Raw genomic sequence first — 16,722 nt, 5'->3', positions numbered from 1 at the left:
ATTAACAATTAATTAACTTTTATCGTCATTCAACCCTGCAAGTTGGGTTAAATGTCAAATAAAAAATTGTTGAATTTCAGTTGTTTGTATTTTTAAAGTCATCAATTATCAAATAACCATCAAATAAGAATTATGCCCAAAAAGGGACGTATTTTTTATATTTTCTTGAATTGCTTTCGGGATCATCTTCTTTGATAACTTTTGCAAGTAAAGCTTCTTTGATAATTCTAGAAGCTATTGCAGCATTTTTATCTTCAATTTTAAATCTATCTCTTAGTGATTGGTTAGTCATTTTGTCATTTGAAACATATCTCAAACAACAATGCTGATAACAAGCTCTTACTTTATCTTTTTTATCCATTTGATTTAGAGTTTTATAAGAATACATAATTACTTTGGTATGCTTCTCTTGAATAAGTATTTCTGGAGCCGGAAGTTGATAAATTTCATTATAGGATATTACTTTATCAATTCCACTTCCTTTTTCCTCACATATTCCTAATCGTCTCATTAAATCTGCAAGGGTATCATTTCTAGATTGGTATTCATCAATAAATCTCTCTGGAGTAATTAAGGGAATTCCGGGATTTGTAATTTCTATCCTATCCGAGAAAATTTCAACCATAGGAAATCCTTTTTCCTCAAAATCTTGGTGGATTATTGCATTAGCTAATAATTCTCTCACAGCAATTTCTGGATACATTCTTTTATCATCTCGAAATGCTTTACCTATTTCTTCATTTGCTGGTAGTTGACTATTTACCCAATCAATTAATCCTTGATAGCCTGATACATATCCTTTTCCTCCAATTTGCTCACGAATTGTTTCAATCTTATTATTGTTTTTGTAAACTATAACTCTAATTGCTTTTCTTTTTAAATTCGGGAAGTCTTCTAAGTTTTTAGCGAATAAAATGGCACCTAAATTTGTAATTGAGTATTTTGTAGTTTTCTTAATGATTAAGTTTTCTGAAATGAATTTATCGATTACTCCTTGTCTATTAGATGGATAAGGAAGTTTCAGTAAATCAAAATAAGTTTGAGTATCAAGTAAATAAATGATTGTGTCGTCATCAATATTTTCTTTAGCTAATTGCAACTCGAATTTATCTTTGGTTTTTCTATTCCAAATTTTTGCTTCTTTTTCTGGAAAATCTTTAAGTAATCTCGTATAACTACCAATTCTAATGTAAGCTTGATTAAGGAACTTGACGGGACAATTAATAGACGCAGGAATAACAAACATACTAATTCGGATATTCTCCGAATAAAAAAATTCATAAGTTTTAAAATCGATACGGGGATCTAAACGTTGAATTAGCCAATTTTCAAGTTCCTCTTTTCCTTGAGTTGCCGATTTTACTTTAAATGTTGTTCCCTTAATTGTATGGGTTTTGTCTTCGACTCCAAAAATTAAAAACCCATTTTGTTTATTATTTAAACAAGCACCATTTGCTAAGGCTGAAATTCTTTCTCCTATTTCTTCATTAGAATGAAAGTTCAACTTGAATTCAACCCATTCGGTTTCTTGAGAAAAGGTTACAAGCTCTTTTATTAATGATTTTAATTCGATTTCTTCCATATTGTCAAATAAGTGTCAAATAAGAAACCCTTTAAAATAGGGCTTTATTTACTGATCAGATGTAAATATACATTTTTTAATCAAATAAGATATTGGATTTTTATTGAATTTAAAATTATTACCAAACCCGTTGGGTGTAATTATTTTTTAAAGATCAATTTGATAAAGATTGTCTCACTGAGCTTGTCGAAGTGTATCTTTTTTGGTCTTCGACAGGCTCAGACTGACATTTTTATTTCTATTTTGATGTAATTTTAACTTGAAAAGTTATATTTTAAACAATTTATTAATTAACCCCAACGGGTTTATTACCAATATAAAAAATACTCAACACCAGACCTAAAAAAAGCCCCAATCACGGGACTTTTAAATAGCAGTATTCTGAAATTATTTCTTCTTCAATTTCTCCTTAAAAAAATCTATGGTTCTTGTCCAAGATAAAGTAGCAGCTTTTTCATCATATCTGGGAGTGGTATTGTTATGAAAACCATGATTCACTCCTTCATAGAAATAAGCGGTATGTTCTACTTTGTTCTTTTTAAGGATGGCTTCAAAAGCGGGCCAGCCTTCATTTACGCGCGTGTCTAAACTGGCATACTGCGCTAGGATAGGTGTTTTTATTTTTTCGGCTTCGGCAGCAGTGGGTTGTCCTCCGTAATAGGGAACTGCGGCACATAAATCTGGGATTTTTACCGCCATCATATTGGCAATCCAACCGCCAAAACAAAATCCTACTACGCCAATACGGCCATTACAATCTTTGTGGGATTTTAGGTATTCGTATGCTGCAATAAAGTCTTCGAGCATTTCCTCACGAGTACGTTTTTTTTGTAATTCCCTTCCCGCATCATCATTTCCGGGATAACCGCCCAAAGGCGATAAAGCATCAGGAGCCAAAGTAATAAATCCTTCCACAGCGGCTCTTCGTCCTACATCTTCAATATACGGATTCAGTCCACGGTTTTCATGTACGACGATGATTCCCGGTAATTTCTTTTTGGTTCCTGTGGGTTGGGATAAAAGTCCTTTTATTTTTCCTCCCCCTTTTGGAGAATCGTAGGTGATAAATTCTGATTTCAACCTTGGGTCACCAGGTTTTATCAAAATAGAATCGATATAATTGGGTGTCATAAAACTCAGAAGTGACGGTAGCGTAAGTGTTCCTACCGCAAACAAGGATAGTTTCTCGACGAATTGTCTTCTTTCAATTTTGTTATGGGCGTAATCATCGTATAAGTCAAATACTTCCTGACTGATATCTTCTTTGGTTAGTTTTTTCATAGCATTTATTTTGATTCAACTAATTTAGGAAAAAAAAGCAAGTAAAGTCCCAATGAAGGAATTTTACTTGCAGTATACGAATTGATTTACTCCCCTTGATTTTTCTCAAAATTTATCATCCAGTTTACCCCAAATTTATCCGTGAATGTCCCAAAATAGCCACCCCAAAAAGCATCTTCCATAGGCATGATGACTTTTCCATCGGCTGAAAGGGCTTGGAACATTTTATCGGCTTCGTCTTTGCTTTCGGCATTGATGGAAAGTGAAAAATTATTTCCGTAAATAGTTTTTGCCCCAAAAGATTCGAAGCTGTCACTTCCCATTATTGCTGTTTCGTCACTAATAGGCAGAGAAACATGCATTATTTTTTCAGCATCTCCGGGAGGGCAGGTTTTGCCTTCTGACATTGGCATTTCTTTGAATCTTCCAAAATAAGAAAATTCACCACCAAAAACTGATTTGTAAAACAGGAATGCTTCTTCGCAATTCCCATTATAAGTGATATACGTATTAACTGTTACCATGATATTTTTTATTTAAAGGATTGTTTGCTTCTTTATTTTTTTCCAAATTTATAATCGGTATTAATCGTCTTTTGTTGTTAAATACCTTTTGTACCAAACCATTGCTAATTCAGCTACTTCAAGTAATTTTCCGGGTTCTTCAAAAAGATGGGTGGCTCCGGGAATTATTTTCATTTCTTTTACGGTTTCTAATTGATCGTAGGCTATTTTATTCATCCCGATAACTGCAACATCAAGACCGCCTACAATCAGTAGAGTGGGAGCGGTTACTTGTGGCAATTCGATAATGGCTAAATCGGGTCGTCCGCCACGGGAAACGACAGCTTTAATTTTTGTCTTGAAATAAGCCGCTGCTCGCAACGCCGATGCAGCTCCCGTGCTGGCTCCAAAATAACCAATTGGTAAATCCGTAGTGCTTTTATAGTCCATCAACCATTGCGTAGTTTCGATTAATCGGTCGCTTAATAAATCAATATTGAATCGGTTCTCATACAGTTCATCTTCTTCCTCGGTGAGTAAGTCAAAAAGGAATGTGCCGATGTTTTGTTTTTGTATCAACTCAGCTACCATTCTGTTTCGGGAACTGAATCTGCTGCTGCCACTTCCATGAGAAAAAATAACGATTCCTCTTGCGTTTTCAGGAATTATCAAATCTCCCTTCAATGTGACAGATGATAAAGGAATGTCTAAATCTAATTTTTCCATCATTTCAAGTTTTAAATATGAAACTGTATTTTAAAAATGACATTATTCTGTGCTAATAGGAAGTCGCAACAATTCTATCACTTCGGCATCTTCCACTTGATTGAATACTTCATAAAATCCGCCTACACCCGTAAAATATTTCGAAGCTATCAGGTAGATAAATTCATCGGTATTTTTCTCAAATACAGGCACGTTCTCATAGGGTATTACGGGTGTAGCCACGATTATTTTTTCCGGATTTTTTTTTCGAAGCATATTTATGCTGGCAAGCAAAGTATTTCCTGTAGCGATGCCGTCATCTACTAAAATTATATTTTTACCTTTTACATCCAGCGGTTTTCTATTGCCCATATAGAGCTCGTATTTATGTTTCATTAATTGCCGCAGCCGAATAATTTCACTGTCGATATACTTTCTAGGGATATTTGGATGTTCATCAAGAATCATAGATTCTGAAGAGACGGCACCAATCGCAAATTCTTTATTATTGGGATGTCCTATTTTTTTTGAAAGAACGATATCTAAAGGGAGGTGCAAATTTTTAGCAATTACATATCCCACAGGTACTCCGCCTCTGGGAACGGCAAGTACTATAGTGTTGCTATTCTGGTACTTTTTTAGTTTTTCCGAAAGCAATAAACCCGCCTCAATTCTATCTTTTAAGATCTCGTCAAACATAGCTTAAAGTTTTGTGTGAAAGAATAAATCACACATAAAGGTATTGATTTTCAATTAATTATAATTGTGTTTTAAAAATATTTTAGCATTAAAAACAGCAGTTATGCAAAAAAATGTTCTTAAAAAGAAACATTAGTGATAAATAAAAAAAGGAGGGTACAAATGAACGAATAGCGTTATAAAAACAAGTTGGATTAAGGAATGACATATACGAAAGGTAAAATTACTTCTTATTTACAAAGCGTTTTTTTTGCTATTTTTACCTCACAACAAATGAATAGCAATAACTGCAATGAAGAAAATAAATTCAAAAGCTAAGGCAGATACCAATACTGGTTTTGGAGTAAATGCCAATAACTATGGTGGGCGTTTTGTGAATAAAAATGGAACGGCTAATGTAGAGAAACGAGGCATGCATCTCTTGCATCGCATTAGTTGGTATCATACCATGATTGATTTACCAAGATGGAAATTCATGTTGATTCTTTTGTTGTTCTACGTGGGTATGAATTTTCTATTTGCGCTACTGTATTATGCCATTGGAATCGAAAATCTGAATGGGATTGATGCTTCAGGTTCAAATTGGGTTCAATTTGGTCAGGCTTATTTTTTTAGTGCGCAAACTTTTACAACCGTGGGATACGGACACATTAGTCCTTCCGGTTTTTTGACCAGTTTATTAGCAGCTGCCGAGGCTTTGATAGGATTGCTGAGTTTTGCCATTGCTACCGGTTTATTTTTTGGACGTTTTAGCAAGCCCACCGCTTTTTTGAAATTTTCTCACAATGCCCTGATTGCTCCTTATGGGGAAATAAAGGGTTTAATGATAAGAATTACACCTTTTAAAAACACTAATTTTACTGATGCTGAAGCCAAAATGACACTCGGTATGAGTGTGGAAGAAAATGGTGCAAAAACAAATAAATTCTATTCTTTAGATTTAGAATTGGAAAGAATAAATGCATTAACCTTAAGCTGGACTTTGGTTCATCCCATAACCGAAAATAGTCCGCTATATAACTTAACCAAAGAAGATTTTGATAGTATCCATGGAGAAATCCTTGTTTTTATAAAAACCTTTGATGATATGTTTAGTAATACGGTTGCCATTCGTACTTCGTATACTTTTGAGGAAGTTATCTACGGAGCAAAATTTGAACCTATGTACACTCGAAGTACTGATAATTCAAAAACAGTTCTTGATTTAGACAAATTAAATGCTTTTTACAGCGTCACTTTAGACTAATGCAATAGTTTTCAAATTATTTCAAATTTATAATAAAATTTATTTTACATTTGTTTATTAAATTTAGACAAATGATAAACAATATAAAAAGTGTGTTTAGTATAAAAGATCTTGAAAATCTTTCAGGAATTAAAGCACACACTATACGAATCTGGGAGAAAAGATACGATATTCTTCAACCGATGCGTACTGATACTAACATCCGATTGTACGATTTGGCTAGTTTGCAGAAACTATTAAACATTACTTTGCTACATGACTATGGCTATAAAATTTCAAAAATAGCGACTTATCCACAAGAAAAAATACCCTCTCTTGTACGAGAAATAATTTCGAACAAAACGGCCAAAAGTCATGCTATCAGTGAGTTTAAGATGGCAATGATGAATTTTGACCAAGAGTTATTTTTCAATACATACAATTGGTTGATTGCTGAAAAATCATTCAAAGAAGTATTTCTTCAAGTCTTCATCCCTTTGATGAATGAACTGGGATTGTTATGGCAATCTGATACGATAACACCAGCCCACGAGCATTTTATCAGCTATTTAATCAAGCAAAAACTACTCATTAATACGGAGAAACTTCAAGTTTTGAAGCAAACTAAAAACGATAAAGTTTTTGTGCTTTCGCTGCCAATGAATGAAATTCATGAACTTGGGTTGATGTATTTAAATTATGAAATTCTGTTACTGGGTTACAAAACCATTTATCTGGGTGAAAGTATGCCTATCAGTAATTTGAAAGATTTGAAAAAGCATTTTGACTCAATTATTTTTATTTCGTATTTCACGGTGCAACCTGAAAGAGATATTTTGGATGAATACATCCAAAAAATGGCAGATGAATTATTAGATGAGAATACAGAGTTATGGTATACTGGACGTTTGGTGGAGTTTATCAACAAAGAAGGGCTTTCAGATAAAATATCAATTTTCAATTCCATTTCTGAATTAGTGAATGAAATTTGATTTTTTGTTTAAACTTTTTGTATATTTGCTAAACAAATGAGAGAAATAAAAAAAATTACAATTATAGGTTCTGGGTTTTCTTCGCTTGCTGCTTCCTGTTATTTAGCGCAAAGCGGTCACGATGTTACCGTTTATGAAAAAAATGCAACAATTGGCGGAAGAGCACGACAATTAAAAATGGAGGGTTTCACGTTTGACATGGGGCCTAGTTGGTACTGGATGCCAGATGTGTTCGATCGTTTTTTTGCTGATTTTGATAAAAAAACTTCTGATTATTACGAGTTAATAAAGTTATCACCGGCGTATCGTGTGTATTACGGAATCGATGATTTCATTACCATTGCGGATAATTTAACCGATATAATATTTGCTTTTGAAGCGATTGAAAAAGGTAGCGGAAAAATATTAAATGATTTTATGGCTGAGGCCAAAAGCAATTATGACATTGCCATAAAGGATTTAGTATACCGTCCGGGAGTTTCTCCACTGGAGTTAATAACCGTTGAAACGGCTAAAAAAGTAGGACAGTTTTTCAGCAACATCAGTAAAGATGTTCGAAAGAAATTTAAAAATGAACGATTGATTCAAATTCTGGAATTCCCAGTTTTGTTTCTTGGTGCAAAACCATCCGATACGCCTTCGTTTTATAGTTTTATGAATTATGCCGATTTTGGTCTTGGAACCTGGCATCCTAAAACTGGAATGTTTGATGTGGTTCGTGCCATGGAAAGTTTAGCAAGAGAATTAGGAGTTACGTTTCACACGAATTCAAATATTGAAAAGATAATTGTTGAGAATAAAACAGCTAAGGCTTTAGTGGTAAATGGCAAAACAATTGCATCTGATTTGATTTTGAGCGGTGCCGATTACCATCATACTGAAAGATTATTGGATCAGGAACATCGTGCGTATTCTGAGAAATATTGGAACAGCAGAGTTTTTGCACCTTCGTCATTATTGTTTTATGTTGGTTTCAATAAAAAAATAGATAATATTTCGCATCACGCGTTGTTTTTTGATGTCGATTTTTATCAGCATGCCAAGGATATTTATGATGAACCACAATGGCCAAGTGAACCGTTGTTTTATGCCAATTTTCCATCAGTGACAGATAAAACTGCTGCTCCCGAAGGAATGGAATCTGGCTTTTTCTTAGTGCCTCTGGCTCCAGGAATCAATGATACTGATGCATTACGAGAAGAATATTTTGAAAAAATAATAGATCGTTTTGAAACGTTAACACAGCAAAGCGTGAAAAATAATATTATATTTAAAAAATCATTTTGCAAAAACGACTTTGTTTCAGAGTACAATTCTTATAAAGGAAATGCATATGGAATGGCGAATACATTATTGCAAACCGCTTTTTTGAGGCCTAAATTAAAAAGTAAAAAAGTAAAGAATTTATATTTCACAGGTCAATTGACCGTTCCGGGACCAGGTGTTCCGCCAGCATTAATTTCTGGAAAATTAGTGTCAGAATTAATTAATAAGCAATTTTCAGAGCAATAATATGAAGCAATTATTTGATGATGTATCTTTTAAATGTAGCAAGCTAGTTACAAAAAACTATAGCACCTCTTTCTCTATGGCGGTTTACATGTTGTCGCCAAGTATAAGAGATGCCATTTATAGTATTTATGGATTTGTTCGTTTTGCAGATGAAATTGTAGATTCATTTCACGGTTTCGATAAAGAAAGTTTAATCACGGAGTTTGAGGATGAGTATTACAAATCAATGGATAGAGGAATCAGTCTGAATCCAATTTTGAATTCTTTTCAGCAAACGGTAAAACAATACAATATCTCGGATGATTTAATTCAAGCTTTCTTGAGAAGTATGAAATTAGATTTAATCAAATCCGATTACAACAGCAAAGCCGAATATGATGAATATATTTATGGTTCCGCTGATGTGGTTGGATTGATGTGTCTTAAGGTTTTTGTTGCCGGTGATAATAATCGATATGAGCAACTAAAAGACGAAGCCATGCGATTGGGTTCTGCTTTCCAGAAAGTTAATTTTTTGAGAGATTTGAAAGATGATAATTTGGTTTTGAACCGAAACTATTTTCCAGGTGTAGACTTGAATTCATTCGATGAAAAAGCTAAAACAGCAATCATCAATGAAATTGAAGAAGATTTTAAAGTCGCCTATCAAGGAATTGTGAAATTGCCAATTGAAGCTAAGTTTGGCGTTTACACCGCATTTGTGTATTACAAAAAACTATTGAAAAAATTAGAAAACACGCCTTGTCATGAAATTGGAAATGCAAGAATTCGAGTTTCTAATTATACTAAAGCGGGTCTTTTGGCGCAATCTTTTGTGACGTATAAATTAAAATTGGTATAAAATAATACCAATTTTGAAAAGTATATTTTTAATTAAATAAAAAAACAATGATTTCCTTTTTAATCTTTTTGGGTGTTTTCCTTTTCATGGAATGTGTGACCTGGCTTACGCATAAGTACATTATGCACGGTTTGATGTGGTATTTTCATGCCGATCATCACCAACCTAAATACGCCAATGTTTTCGAACGAAATGACATTTTTTTTGTGATTTTTGCCATTCCCAGCATCGTTCTTTTCTACTTTGGCGTGCAAGGCGGAATGAATTATTTGTTTTTCATTGGACTCGGAATCACATTTTATGGATTTTGTTATTTCATGATTCACGACGTCTTAATTCACCAACGATTTAAGTGGTTCAAAAACACCAATAACAAGTATTTAATAGGCTTGCGAAAAGCACACAAAGTACATCACAAACATTTGGGTAAGGAACACGGCGAGTGTTTCGGAATGTTATTTGTGCCTTTCAAGTATTATAAAATGTAACAATTCCATTTGGGCGTGACCCGCTGAAAAAGCTGGTCGGGCTGTACGTTCCCGCTTTTTTATAGGTAGTCTCGTTCAAAAAAACGAGACCACCTATAAAAAGAGCTCCACTGCCATCCCTCACGCACAATTCCGTAAAGTTAAAGAGATTTTTGGATGAAGATTAATGATTTTTGTCCTGAAGCTTCGGGAGCAGATTTCTGAAAATCCTTAAAAGCACGTTTGAAAATCTTAAATCAAGAATCGTTAATCAAAAATCTTAAATATTTTTAGATGAAACTCTATAAAAAAGAAACCGTTCAGCATGTAAATGCAACTTTAGAAGAATGTTGGGCTTTTTTCTCCAGTCCACGTAATCTTCAAAAAATCACACCAGAAACGATGGGTTTCGAAATCACTGATTTCGATAATAAATCCATGTACGCAGGGCAAATAATACAATACAAAGTGTCACCACTTTTGGGATTGAAATTGCCTTGGGTTACTGAAATTACATTCGTAAAAGAGAATAGTTATTTTATAGACGAACAACGTTTTGGACCTTACGCACTGTGGCATCACAAACATTTTTTTGAAGCTACTGAAAACGGAGTGAAAATGACTGATTTGGTTCATTATGCGTTGCCTTTGGGTTTCATCGGTCGCATTATGAACACACTTATCGTAAAGAATAAATTGAAAGCCATCTTTGATCACAGACGTGTTATGGTAGATCAAATGTTTAACTCAAAATAATGGTGAAACAAGAAGTATCTTTTTTTTGGTTCAGACGCGATTTGCGTTTAGAAGATAATATTGGATTATTCCATGCTTTAAAATCCAAATGCCCGGTTATTCCATTGTTTATTTTTGATGATTCCATTTTAGACAGTTTACCAAAAAACGATGCTCGAGTAGGTTTCATCCACGAATCACTTTCGAAAATAAACACGCAATTACAAGAAATAGGAAGTTCTCTTTTGGTAAAAAAGGGAAAAACTCTGGAAGTTTGGCAATCGCTGATTCAAGAATTTGATGTTAAGGAAGTCTTTTTCAACAAAGATTACGAGCCATACGCAATACAACGAGACATTGTTATTTGTGAGATTTTGGAAGCTAACAATACCATCACTTATTCTTTTAAAGACCAAGTAATTTTCGAAGAGAAAGAAATCACAAAAGCTGATGGATTGCCGTACACGGTTTATACTCCTTTTAAAAATAAATGGTTAGAAAAATACAAATCAATGGCTCCGGTTCCAGAATACGATGCCACGGATATGTTTTCTAATTTTCATAAAAATAGTTTTACTTTTTCAACATTGGAACAAATAGGTTTCGAAGAAAGTCCAATAAAAGTAAAGCCGCACAATTTAAAATTCATTGTAAATTATCACGATATAAGGGACTTTCCAGCCTTGGACAAAACCTCATATCTTTCGCCACATCTGCGTTTTGGAACCGTAAGCGTCAGAAAATTAGTCAATTGGGCATTTCATAAAAATGATGTTTTTTTGAGTGAATTGATTTGGAGAGAATTCTTCATGCAAATCTTATTCAGTTTCCCAAAAGTTGTTACGCAAAACTTCAAATCAGCGTATGATGGGATTCAGTGGCGCAATGATGAAGAGGATTTCAAGCGATGGTGTTCGGGAACAACTGGATATCCTATGGTTGATGCCGGAATGCGTCAGCTCAATGAAACAGGATACATGCACAACAGAGTCCGAATGGTCGTGGCGAGTTTTCTCTGCAAGCATTTATTGATTCAGTGGCAATGGGGTGAGGCTTATTTTGCTCAAAAACTATTGGATTACGAATTGTCTGCCAATGTAGGAAACTGGCAATGGGCAGCAGGAACCGGTTGTGATGCTGCGCCTTATTTCCGTGTTTTTAATCCGGAAATTCAACAAAAAAAATTCGACGAAAAAGGAATCTACATCCGAAAATGGATTCCAGAATTTGATTTAGGATATGGAAAACCAATGGTAGAACACGCCATGGCTAGAGACAGAGCGATTGCAACTTACAAGGCCGGAATTTTAAAATAAAAGATACAAATTGAACAGATTGATAACCTGTTCAATTTGTATTTCCTTTTTCCAGTAGGTACAGAAAAGGATATTTGTTTACTATTGAATTAATTTCTTCAGCATTCCCTCGAAAATAAATCCATGAAACGGTAAAACAGAATACCAGTATAATTTTCCCCAAATTCCTTTTGGTCTGAAAGTCGCCGCTTGATACAAAGTATTTCCGATAATTTTAAATTCTAACCAAGCTTCACCTGGTAATTTCATTTCGGCAAATAAGATTAGTTTTCCCTCTTCTTTATTGGCATACAAAACGCGCCAAAAATCTAAGGCATCACCAGAATGTATATCATGACGATTCGTTCTTCCTCTTCGGGAACCCACGCCACCGTATAATTTGTCTATAAAACCTCGTAAATCCCAAAGCCAATCCCCATAATACCAACCCGAATCGCCACCGATGGACCAGATTCTGCTGATGGTAAAATCGCGGTCAATGATTTCCATTTTACGGCGGTCGATGTAGCAATCTTTTTTTGGAACTTTTAAATATTCCGACATATTGCTGCTAAAACGCCCGCTGATTAAGGAATCTTTCCAACTTGAAGCTACTTTGTCTTCGTCTACTTTTATCAAAGCACGGGAAAGCGCTTGTTTGTAAGTCATAGGTGTAACATTCAATAAAGCATTGATTCGGTTATCACTGCAAACCACTTCGACTTTCATACTGCTAACCAGTGCTGATGCGAGTCTATACGATGTTGAGGTTACAAAATACAACCAATAAGAGGATAATTTTGGAGTCATTATTGGGACAGTAAAAATCCATCGCTTTAGTTTTTTTGCTTCTGCAAAACCCAAAAGCATTTCTTTGTACGTTAAAATATCCGGTCCGCCAATGTCAAAACTCTGATTGTAGGTAAGCGGATTTAATAAAGATTTGGATAAAAAATCAAGAACATCCGGAATTGCAATCGGCTGGCATTTTGTATTGAGCCACTTTGGAGTAATCATAATGGGTAATTTATTCACTAAATCCCGAATGATTTCGAACGATGCACTTCCGGAACCTACAATAATTCCAGCTCGTAAAGTTGTCGTGGCAAACGTTCCAATATTTAAAATTTCTTCTACTTTTTTTCTCGATGATAAATGTTTGGACAGCGATTTATCATTGACAATGCCGCTCAAATAAATAACTTGTTTTGCTTTGGTTTCATTCAATCGTTGCACAAAATTCAATGCTGATACACTTTCTAATTCATCAAAATTATTAGCGGATCCTGACATGGAATGAATCAGATAATAAGCGGCATCAATTGCATCTGGAATGGCTGTCAATGTTTCTTGTTTGAGAAAATCGACTTCAATTACGGTAACACTTTTTTGAAATTCTATGGGACAATAAAACCTGTTTTTATCTCTTACACAACAGATTATTTCATGTCCTTGTGCCACCAACAAAGGCAAAAGTCGCTTCCCGATATAACCTGTTGCGCCTGTTAAGAGAATTTTCATGATTTTGTGTTTAAATGATAAAAATTAACTCAGTTTATTAGAAACCAAACTGATAAATTCTTTTCTGGTTTTGTCTTTTTCGAAAGCACCGGTGAAAGATGATGTTGTGGTAACTGAGTTTTGTTTTTGAATCCCTCGCATTTGCATACACATGTGTTGGGCTTCAATCACAACCGCTACACCAAGTGGATTCAAAGCGTCCTGAATACAGTTTTTAATCTGGTCTGTCAATCGTTCTTGTACTTGCATTCTTCTGGCAAAAGCATCTACGACTCTTGGTATTTTACTTAAACCTACAATTTTTCCATTTGGAATATAAGCGACATGTGCTTTTCCAAAAAACGGCAACATATGGTGTTCACACATAGAGTAAACTTCGATGTCCTTTACCACAATCATTTGTTGATGGTCTTCGGTAAACATTGCCGATTTTAATATCTCTAATGGATCTAATCCGTAACCATGAGTTAAATATTGCATGGCTTTGGCAACACGTTCCGGTGTTTTTTCAAGACCTTCTCTAGTTACATCTTCTCCTAAATTTTCAATTATTACTCTATAATTATCAGCTAAAGCTTCCGTTATTTCAGTATCGTATTGTTCGATTTTTTCGTAACTTTTCATTTCTTTTATCATGGTGTTCTGTCTTTCAATATTAAGTTTGGCTAATTATTTTATTGGATGTTTTTAATTTTTTTTATAAACCATTAAGAGATTAAGAAAAGTTAAGTACACTTTCTAAATAAACTTAATTCCTTAATGGTTTAAAAACTTATTTTCTAGATGATAAATAACAACTTCTTTAGATTTTAAAAGTCACTATTCCGTAATCCATCTCGAATATCTGACCTGAGATTGATTTCGCATTTTCCGAAATCAGGAAGTTTGCCATATTCGCTACTTCTTCCGGTTTCAAATAACCTTTCATCGGGTGGCGTTCCACCATATTTTCTTTCATTCGATCATTTCTTAAAATACCTGCCGAAAGTGATGTTTCGGTAATCGTGGGAGCAATGGCATTGATGCGTACTACCGAAGCCAATTCTGCTCCCAGCGATTTCACTAATCCTTCAATTCCTGCTTTTGCGGTAGCAATACTAGCATGAAACGGCATTCCTAATTTTGCGGCTACGGTGCTAAACAAAACAATCGATGGATTAGTTCCCTTTTTTAAAACAGGTAAATATTTCTGAATGGCTTTTACTGCGCCAATGACATTAATTTCAAAATCATTTCTAAAATCATCGATACTAAGACTTCCGATGGGTTTCAAATTGATAGAACCCGGACAGTAAATCAAGGTATCAATAGTTTCAATTTCCGGAAGTGCATCCTGCAAAACATCTGCAGAAAAGTGTTTCAGATTGGGATGTGTGATATCTGGAGCGTTTCGGCTGATGTTGTACACCATGTTTGTCTCTAATTGTTGCAACAAAATGGCACTGCCAATTCCCTTACTACCACCTATGATTACTATGTTTTTCATTTTTTATATGTTGTTGTTTTAATAGATTACGGTTCGCTAAACCCTAATTTTTATCGCTTAGAAATCTTGTTGTTGTTAATTTGTCTTTGCATCGTACATTTAAAACGCCCTTCTCGAAAATCCCTCAATTTTTCATGTTTTGTTTTGCGGCCTTGCACTCTTTCGCGCCACATTCTAAAACTCGAAGGTTTCATTTCGGTACGCATCAGGTCGATTACTTCTTGTTCTTTTAATCCAAATTGCATTAAAATCGCATCAAAAGTGGTTCGGTCTTCCCAAGCCATTTCTATGATTCGGTCTTTGTCTAAATCGGTAAGTTCTTTTTTTACAGTCACGATATTTTATTTATTTGAAATTGCTTTTGTTTTTGAGATTGCTTTTGAAAAATTATTCACTGTCGCCAATATCGGCCATGGTGTGTAATTTTAATATGCGTGAACTTTCCTCTTTTACCAATGGATTTTTCTTCATTTTCCATAAAAAATCACTGGCAAATTTCCTCGTTCGTTCCATATTTACAATTGGTTTCGGATAGCTGATGCCTATTTCGAAATCATTAAATTTCTGGTCTAAATAGGTCATTTTATATGGTTCATGTATAAAACCTCGTGGCAAATTGCGTAATTCCGGCACCCATTTTTTTATAAATTCACCATCAGGATCGTGTTCGTAACTGTTCTTTATTGGATTATATATACGTAACATATTGATTCCGGTTTCACCAGCCTGCATTTGCAACTGCGGAAAATGAATTCCAGGTTCAAAATCCAAAAACATTTGTGATAAATGTTGTGTGGCTTCTTGCCAAGGCTGCCATAGATTATGTGTAAAAAACGATACTAACATGGCACGCATTCTAAAGTTCAAATAACCGGTTTCATTCAAGCAGCGCATGGAAGCATCGATTAACGGAAATCCTGTTTTTCCTGTTTTCCAAGCTTCAATATAATTTTCATTGACTTTCTTTTTCATCGAATGAAAACCTTTATTGACACTTTCAAACTCCATGATTTCTTCCATTTTAAATTTTTGAATGAAATGTGCCTGCCAAGTAAGTCTGGAGATAAAAGAATCAATTTGTTTTTTATGGCTGCACGTCAATCGGAACGTAGCTGCTTTTTGCAAAACTTGTCTGGATGATAGATTTCCCCAAGCAATGTATGGGGATAATCTGCTGCAACTTTTTCGAGCCAATAAAGGTTTCGAAATATGCGAACTATAATTATGATAGCGCTCGTCAAAGAAGTTTTGTAAATATTTGCCAGCCATTGTGCTACCTCCCTTTTGAAAAATAGTATCCGGAACAGTTTCTAAATTTGTCTTTTCTAATGCTTTTTCGAGTTCGGTTATTGCTTCTGTATCGAGGAAATTTTCTGCTTTCGAATCAAAAATGAATTGTGGTTCATTCATGTATTTTTCCCACTTTGAAACCCAGTTTGTTCTGTTTATTAACGCTCTAAAAATTCCGTTATTGGTGTTTTCAACCCAATTTATTTGATTGTTTTTACAAAAACGTTTGAAGGTTTTGTCTCTTTCATAAGTGATTTTTAGTCCCGTTTCCTGATGCGAAAAAACCGTGTCTATTTTATAGATTTCTTGTAGGGTATTGAAAACCGGAAGCACTTCAGAAGACACCGCTAAAACATGTGTATTCGATTGTTCCAGTTGTTTGTTGATATCTACAAGCGATTGTTTGATGAAATTCCAATGTCTCGGGCTGTAATGCGAATCATTTTCTAAAGATTTTTCGAATACGTAAAGCAACAAAGTAGGAGTGTTAGTTTTTAGGGCATTAAAAATCGCTTCGTTATCCTGTAAACGAAGGTCTCTTTTAAACCAAACCACATTGATATGTTTCTTGTTTGTATTCATTTAATT

Annotated in this window: 17 protein-coding genes; 7 read left to right on the top strand and 10 right to left on the bottom strand. The window is 34.5% G+C overall.

The annotated features are described in order from the left end of the window. Window positions 1-130: 130 nt before the first annotated feature. The 5 genes from Q1W72_RS04305 to Q1W72_RS04285 form a co-directional block, all read right to left on the bottom strand. Window positions 131-1,582 carry an ATP-binding protein gene (locus tag Q1W72_RS04305; protein ID WP_302137447.1) on the bottom strand — a complete coding sequence of 484 codons (1,452 nt, stop codon included), beginning with the start codon at window positions 1,580-1,582 and terminating at the stop codon, window positions 131-133. A gap of 387 nt (window positions 1,583-1,969) precedes the next feature. Next, window positions 1,970-2,863, bottom strand: a complete 894-nt coding sequence (locus Q1W72_RS04300; protein ID WP_099716082.1) for a dienelactone hydrolase family protein — start codon at window positions 2,861-2,863, stop codon at window positions 1,970-1,972. An 86-nt stretch (window positions 2,864-2,949) separates the two neighbouring features. Further along, the gene (locus tag Q1W72_RS04295; RefSeq protein WP_302137446.1) at window positions 2,950-3,387 is read right to left on the bottom strand and encodes a VOC family protein; all 438 of its coding nucleotides are present in this window, start codon (window positions 3,385-3,387) and stop codon (window positions 2,950-2,952) included. 60 nt (window positions 3,388-3,447) lie between these two features. Beyond that, on the bottom strand, window positions 3,448-4,095 hold the full coding sequence (locus Q1W72_RS04290; RefSeq protein WP_302137445.1) for a dienelactone hydrolase family protein: 648 nt from the start codon (window positions 4,093-4,095) through the stop codon (window positions 3,448-3,450). Between the two features lie 39 nt (window positions 4,096-4,134). Beyond that, window positions 4,135-4,770: a phosphoribosyltransferase gene (locus Q1W72_RS04285; RefSeq protein WP_302137444.1), complete on the bottom strand. Its 636-nt coding sequence runs from the start codon at window positions 4,768-4,770 to the stop codon at window positions 4,135-4,137. A gap of 283 nt (window positions 4,771-5,053) precedes the next feature. Here Q1W72_RS04285 and Q1W72_RS04280 point away from each other — a divergent pair, with 283 nt between their 5' ends. The 7 genes from Q1W72_RS04280 (at window position 5,054) to Q1W72_RS04250 (ending at window position 11,858) form a co-directional block, all read left to right on the top strand. Beyond that, on the top strand, window positions 5,054-6,016 hold the full coding sequence (locus Q1W72_RS04280) for an ion channel (protein WP_099716078.1): 963 nt from the start codon (window positions 5,054-5,056) through the stop codon (window positions 6,014-6,016). A gap of 71 nt (window positions 6,017-6,087) precedes the next feature. Then, entirely contained in the window at window positions 6,088-6,987 is a 900-nt protein-coding gene (locus Q1W72_RS04275; protein ID WP_199074811.1) for a MerR family transcriptional regulator, read from the top strand. Window positions 6,988-7,023: 36 nt separating this feature from the next. Continuing rightward, on the top strand, window positions 7,024-8,499 hold the full coding sequence (locus Q1W72_RS04270; protein ID WP_302137443.1) for an NAD(P)/FAD-dependent oxidoreductase: 1,476 nt from the start codon (window positions 7,024-7,026) through the stop codon (window positions 8,497-8,499). A 1-nt stretch (window position 8,500) separates the two neighbouring features. After that, window positions 8,501-9,340 (top strand): phytoene/squalene synthase family protein, encoded by an 840-nt coding sequence (locus Q1W72_RS04265; protein WP_099716076.1) that lies wholly within the window; start codon window positions 8,501-8,503, stop codon window positions 9,338-9,340. Window positions 9,341-9,387: 47 nt separating this feature from the next. Continuing rightward, entirely contained in the window at window positions 9,388-9,828 is a 441-nt protein-coding gene (locus Q1W72_RS04260; RefSeq protein WP_099716075.1) for a sterol desaturase family protein, read from the top strand. Window positions 9,829-10,101: 273 nt separating this feature from the next. Further along, window positions 10,102-10,563, top strand: a complete 462-nt coding sequence (locus Q1W72_RS04255; protein WP_099716074.1) for an SRPBCC family protein — start codon at window positions 10,102-10,104, stop codon at window positions 10,561-10,563. Beyond that, entirely contained in the window at window positions 10,563-11,858 is a 1,296-nt protein-coding gene (locus Q1W72_RS04250) for a deoxyribodipyrimidine photo-lyase (RefSeq protein ID WP_099716073.1), read from the top strand. Before Q1W72_RS04255 ends, Q1W72_RS04250 begins: the two co-directional genes overlap by 1 nt. A gap of 81 nt (window positions 11,859-11,939) precedes the next feature. Here the strand turns inward: Q1W72_RS04250 and Q1W72_RS04245 are convergent, their stop codons facing one another. The 5 genes from Q1W72_RS04245 to Q1W72_RS04225 form a co-directional block, all read right to left on the bottom strand. Continuing rightward, window positions 11,940-13,358, bottom strand: coding sequence for an SDR family oxidoreductase (locus Q1W72_RS04245; protein WP_099716072.1), 1,419 nt, complete (start codon window positions 13,356-13,358; stop codon window positions 11,940-11,942). Window positions 13,359-13,382: 24 nt separating this feature from the next. Then, on the bottom strand, window positions 13,383-13,994 hold the full coding sequence (gene folE / locus Q1W72_RS04240) for a GTP cyclohydrolase I FolE (RefSeq protein ID WP_233550004.1): 612 nt from the start codon (window positions 13,992-13,994) through the stop codon (window positions 13,383-13,385). A 166-nt stretch (window positions 13,995-14,160) separates the two neighbouring features. Next, complete coding sequence (locus Q1W72_RS04235) at window positions 14,161-14,844, bottom strand: SDR family NAD(P)-dependent oxidoreductase (protein WP_099716071.1); 684 nt, start codon at window positions 14,842-14,844, stop codon at window positions 14,161-14,163. A 50-nt stretch (window positions 14,845-14,894) separates the two neighbouring features. Beyond that, the gene (locus Q1W72_RS04230; protein WP_099716381.1) at window positions 14,895-15,128 is read right to left on the bottom strand and encodes a TIGR03643 family protein; all 234 of its coding nucleotides are present in this window, start codon (window positions 15,126-15,128) and stop codon (window positions 14,895-14,897) included. Between the two features lie 103 nt (window positions 15,129-15,231). Then, window positions 15,232-16,716 carry a cryptochrome/deoxyribodipyrimidine photo-lyase family protein gene (locus Q1W72_RS04225; RefSeq protein WP_099716070.1) on the bottom strand — a complete coding sequence of 495 codons (1,485 nt, stop codon included), beginning with the start codon at window positions 16,714-16,716 and terminating at the stop codon, window positions 15,232-15,234. Window positions 16,717-16,722: the final 6 nt, after the last annotated feature.

This window comes from Flavobacterium sp. ZE23DGlu08 (assembly GCF_030505335.1).
Classification (GTDB): Bacteria; Bacteroidota; Bacteroidia; order Flavobacteriales; family Flavobacteriaceae; genus Flavobacterium; species Flavobacterium algoritolerans.
Note: the sequence above shows the minus strand (reverse complement) of the source record. Positions and strands in the feature narration are given on the sequence as shown.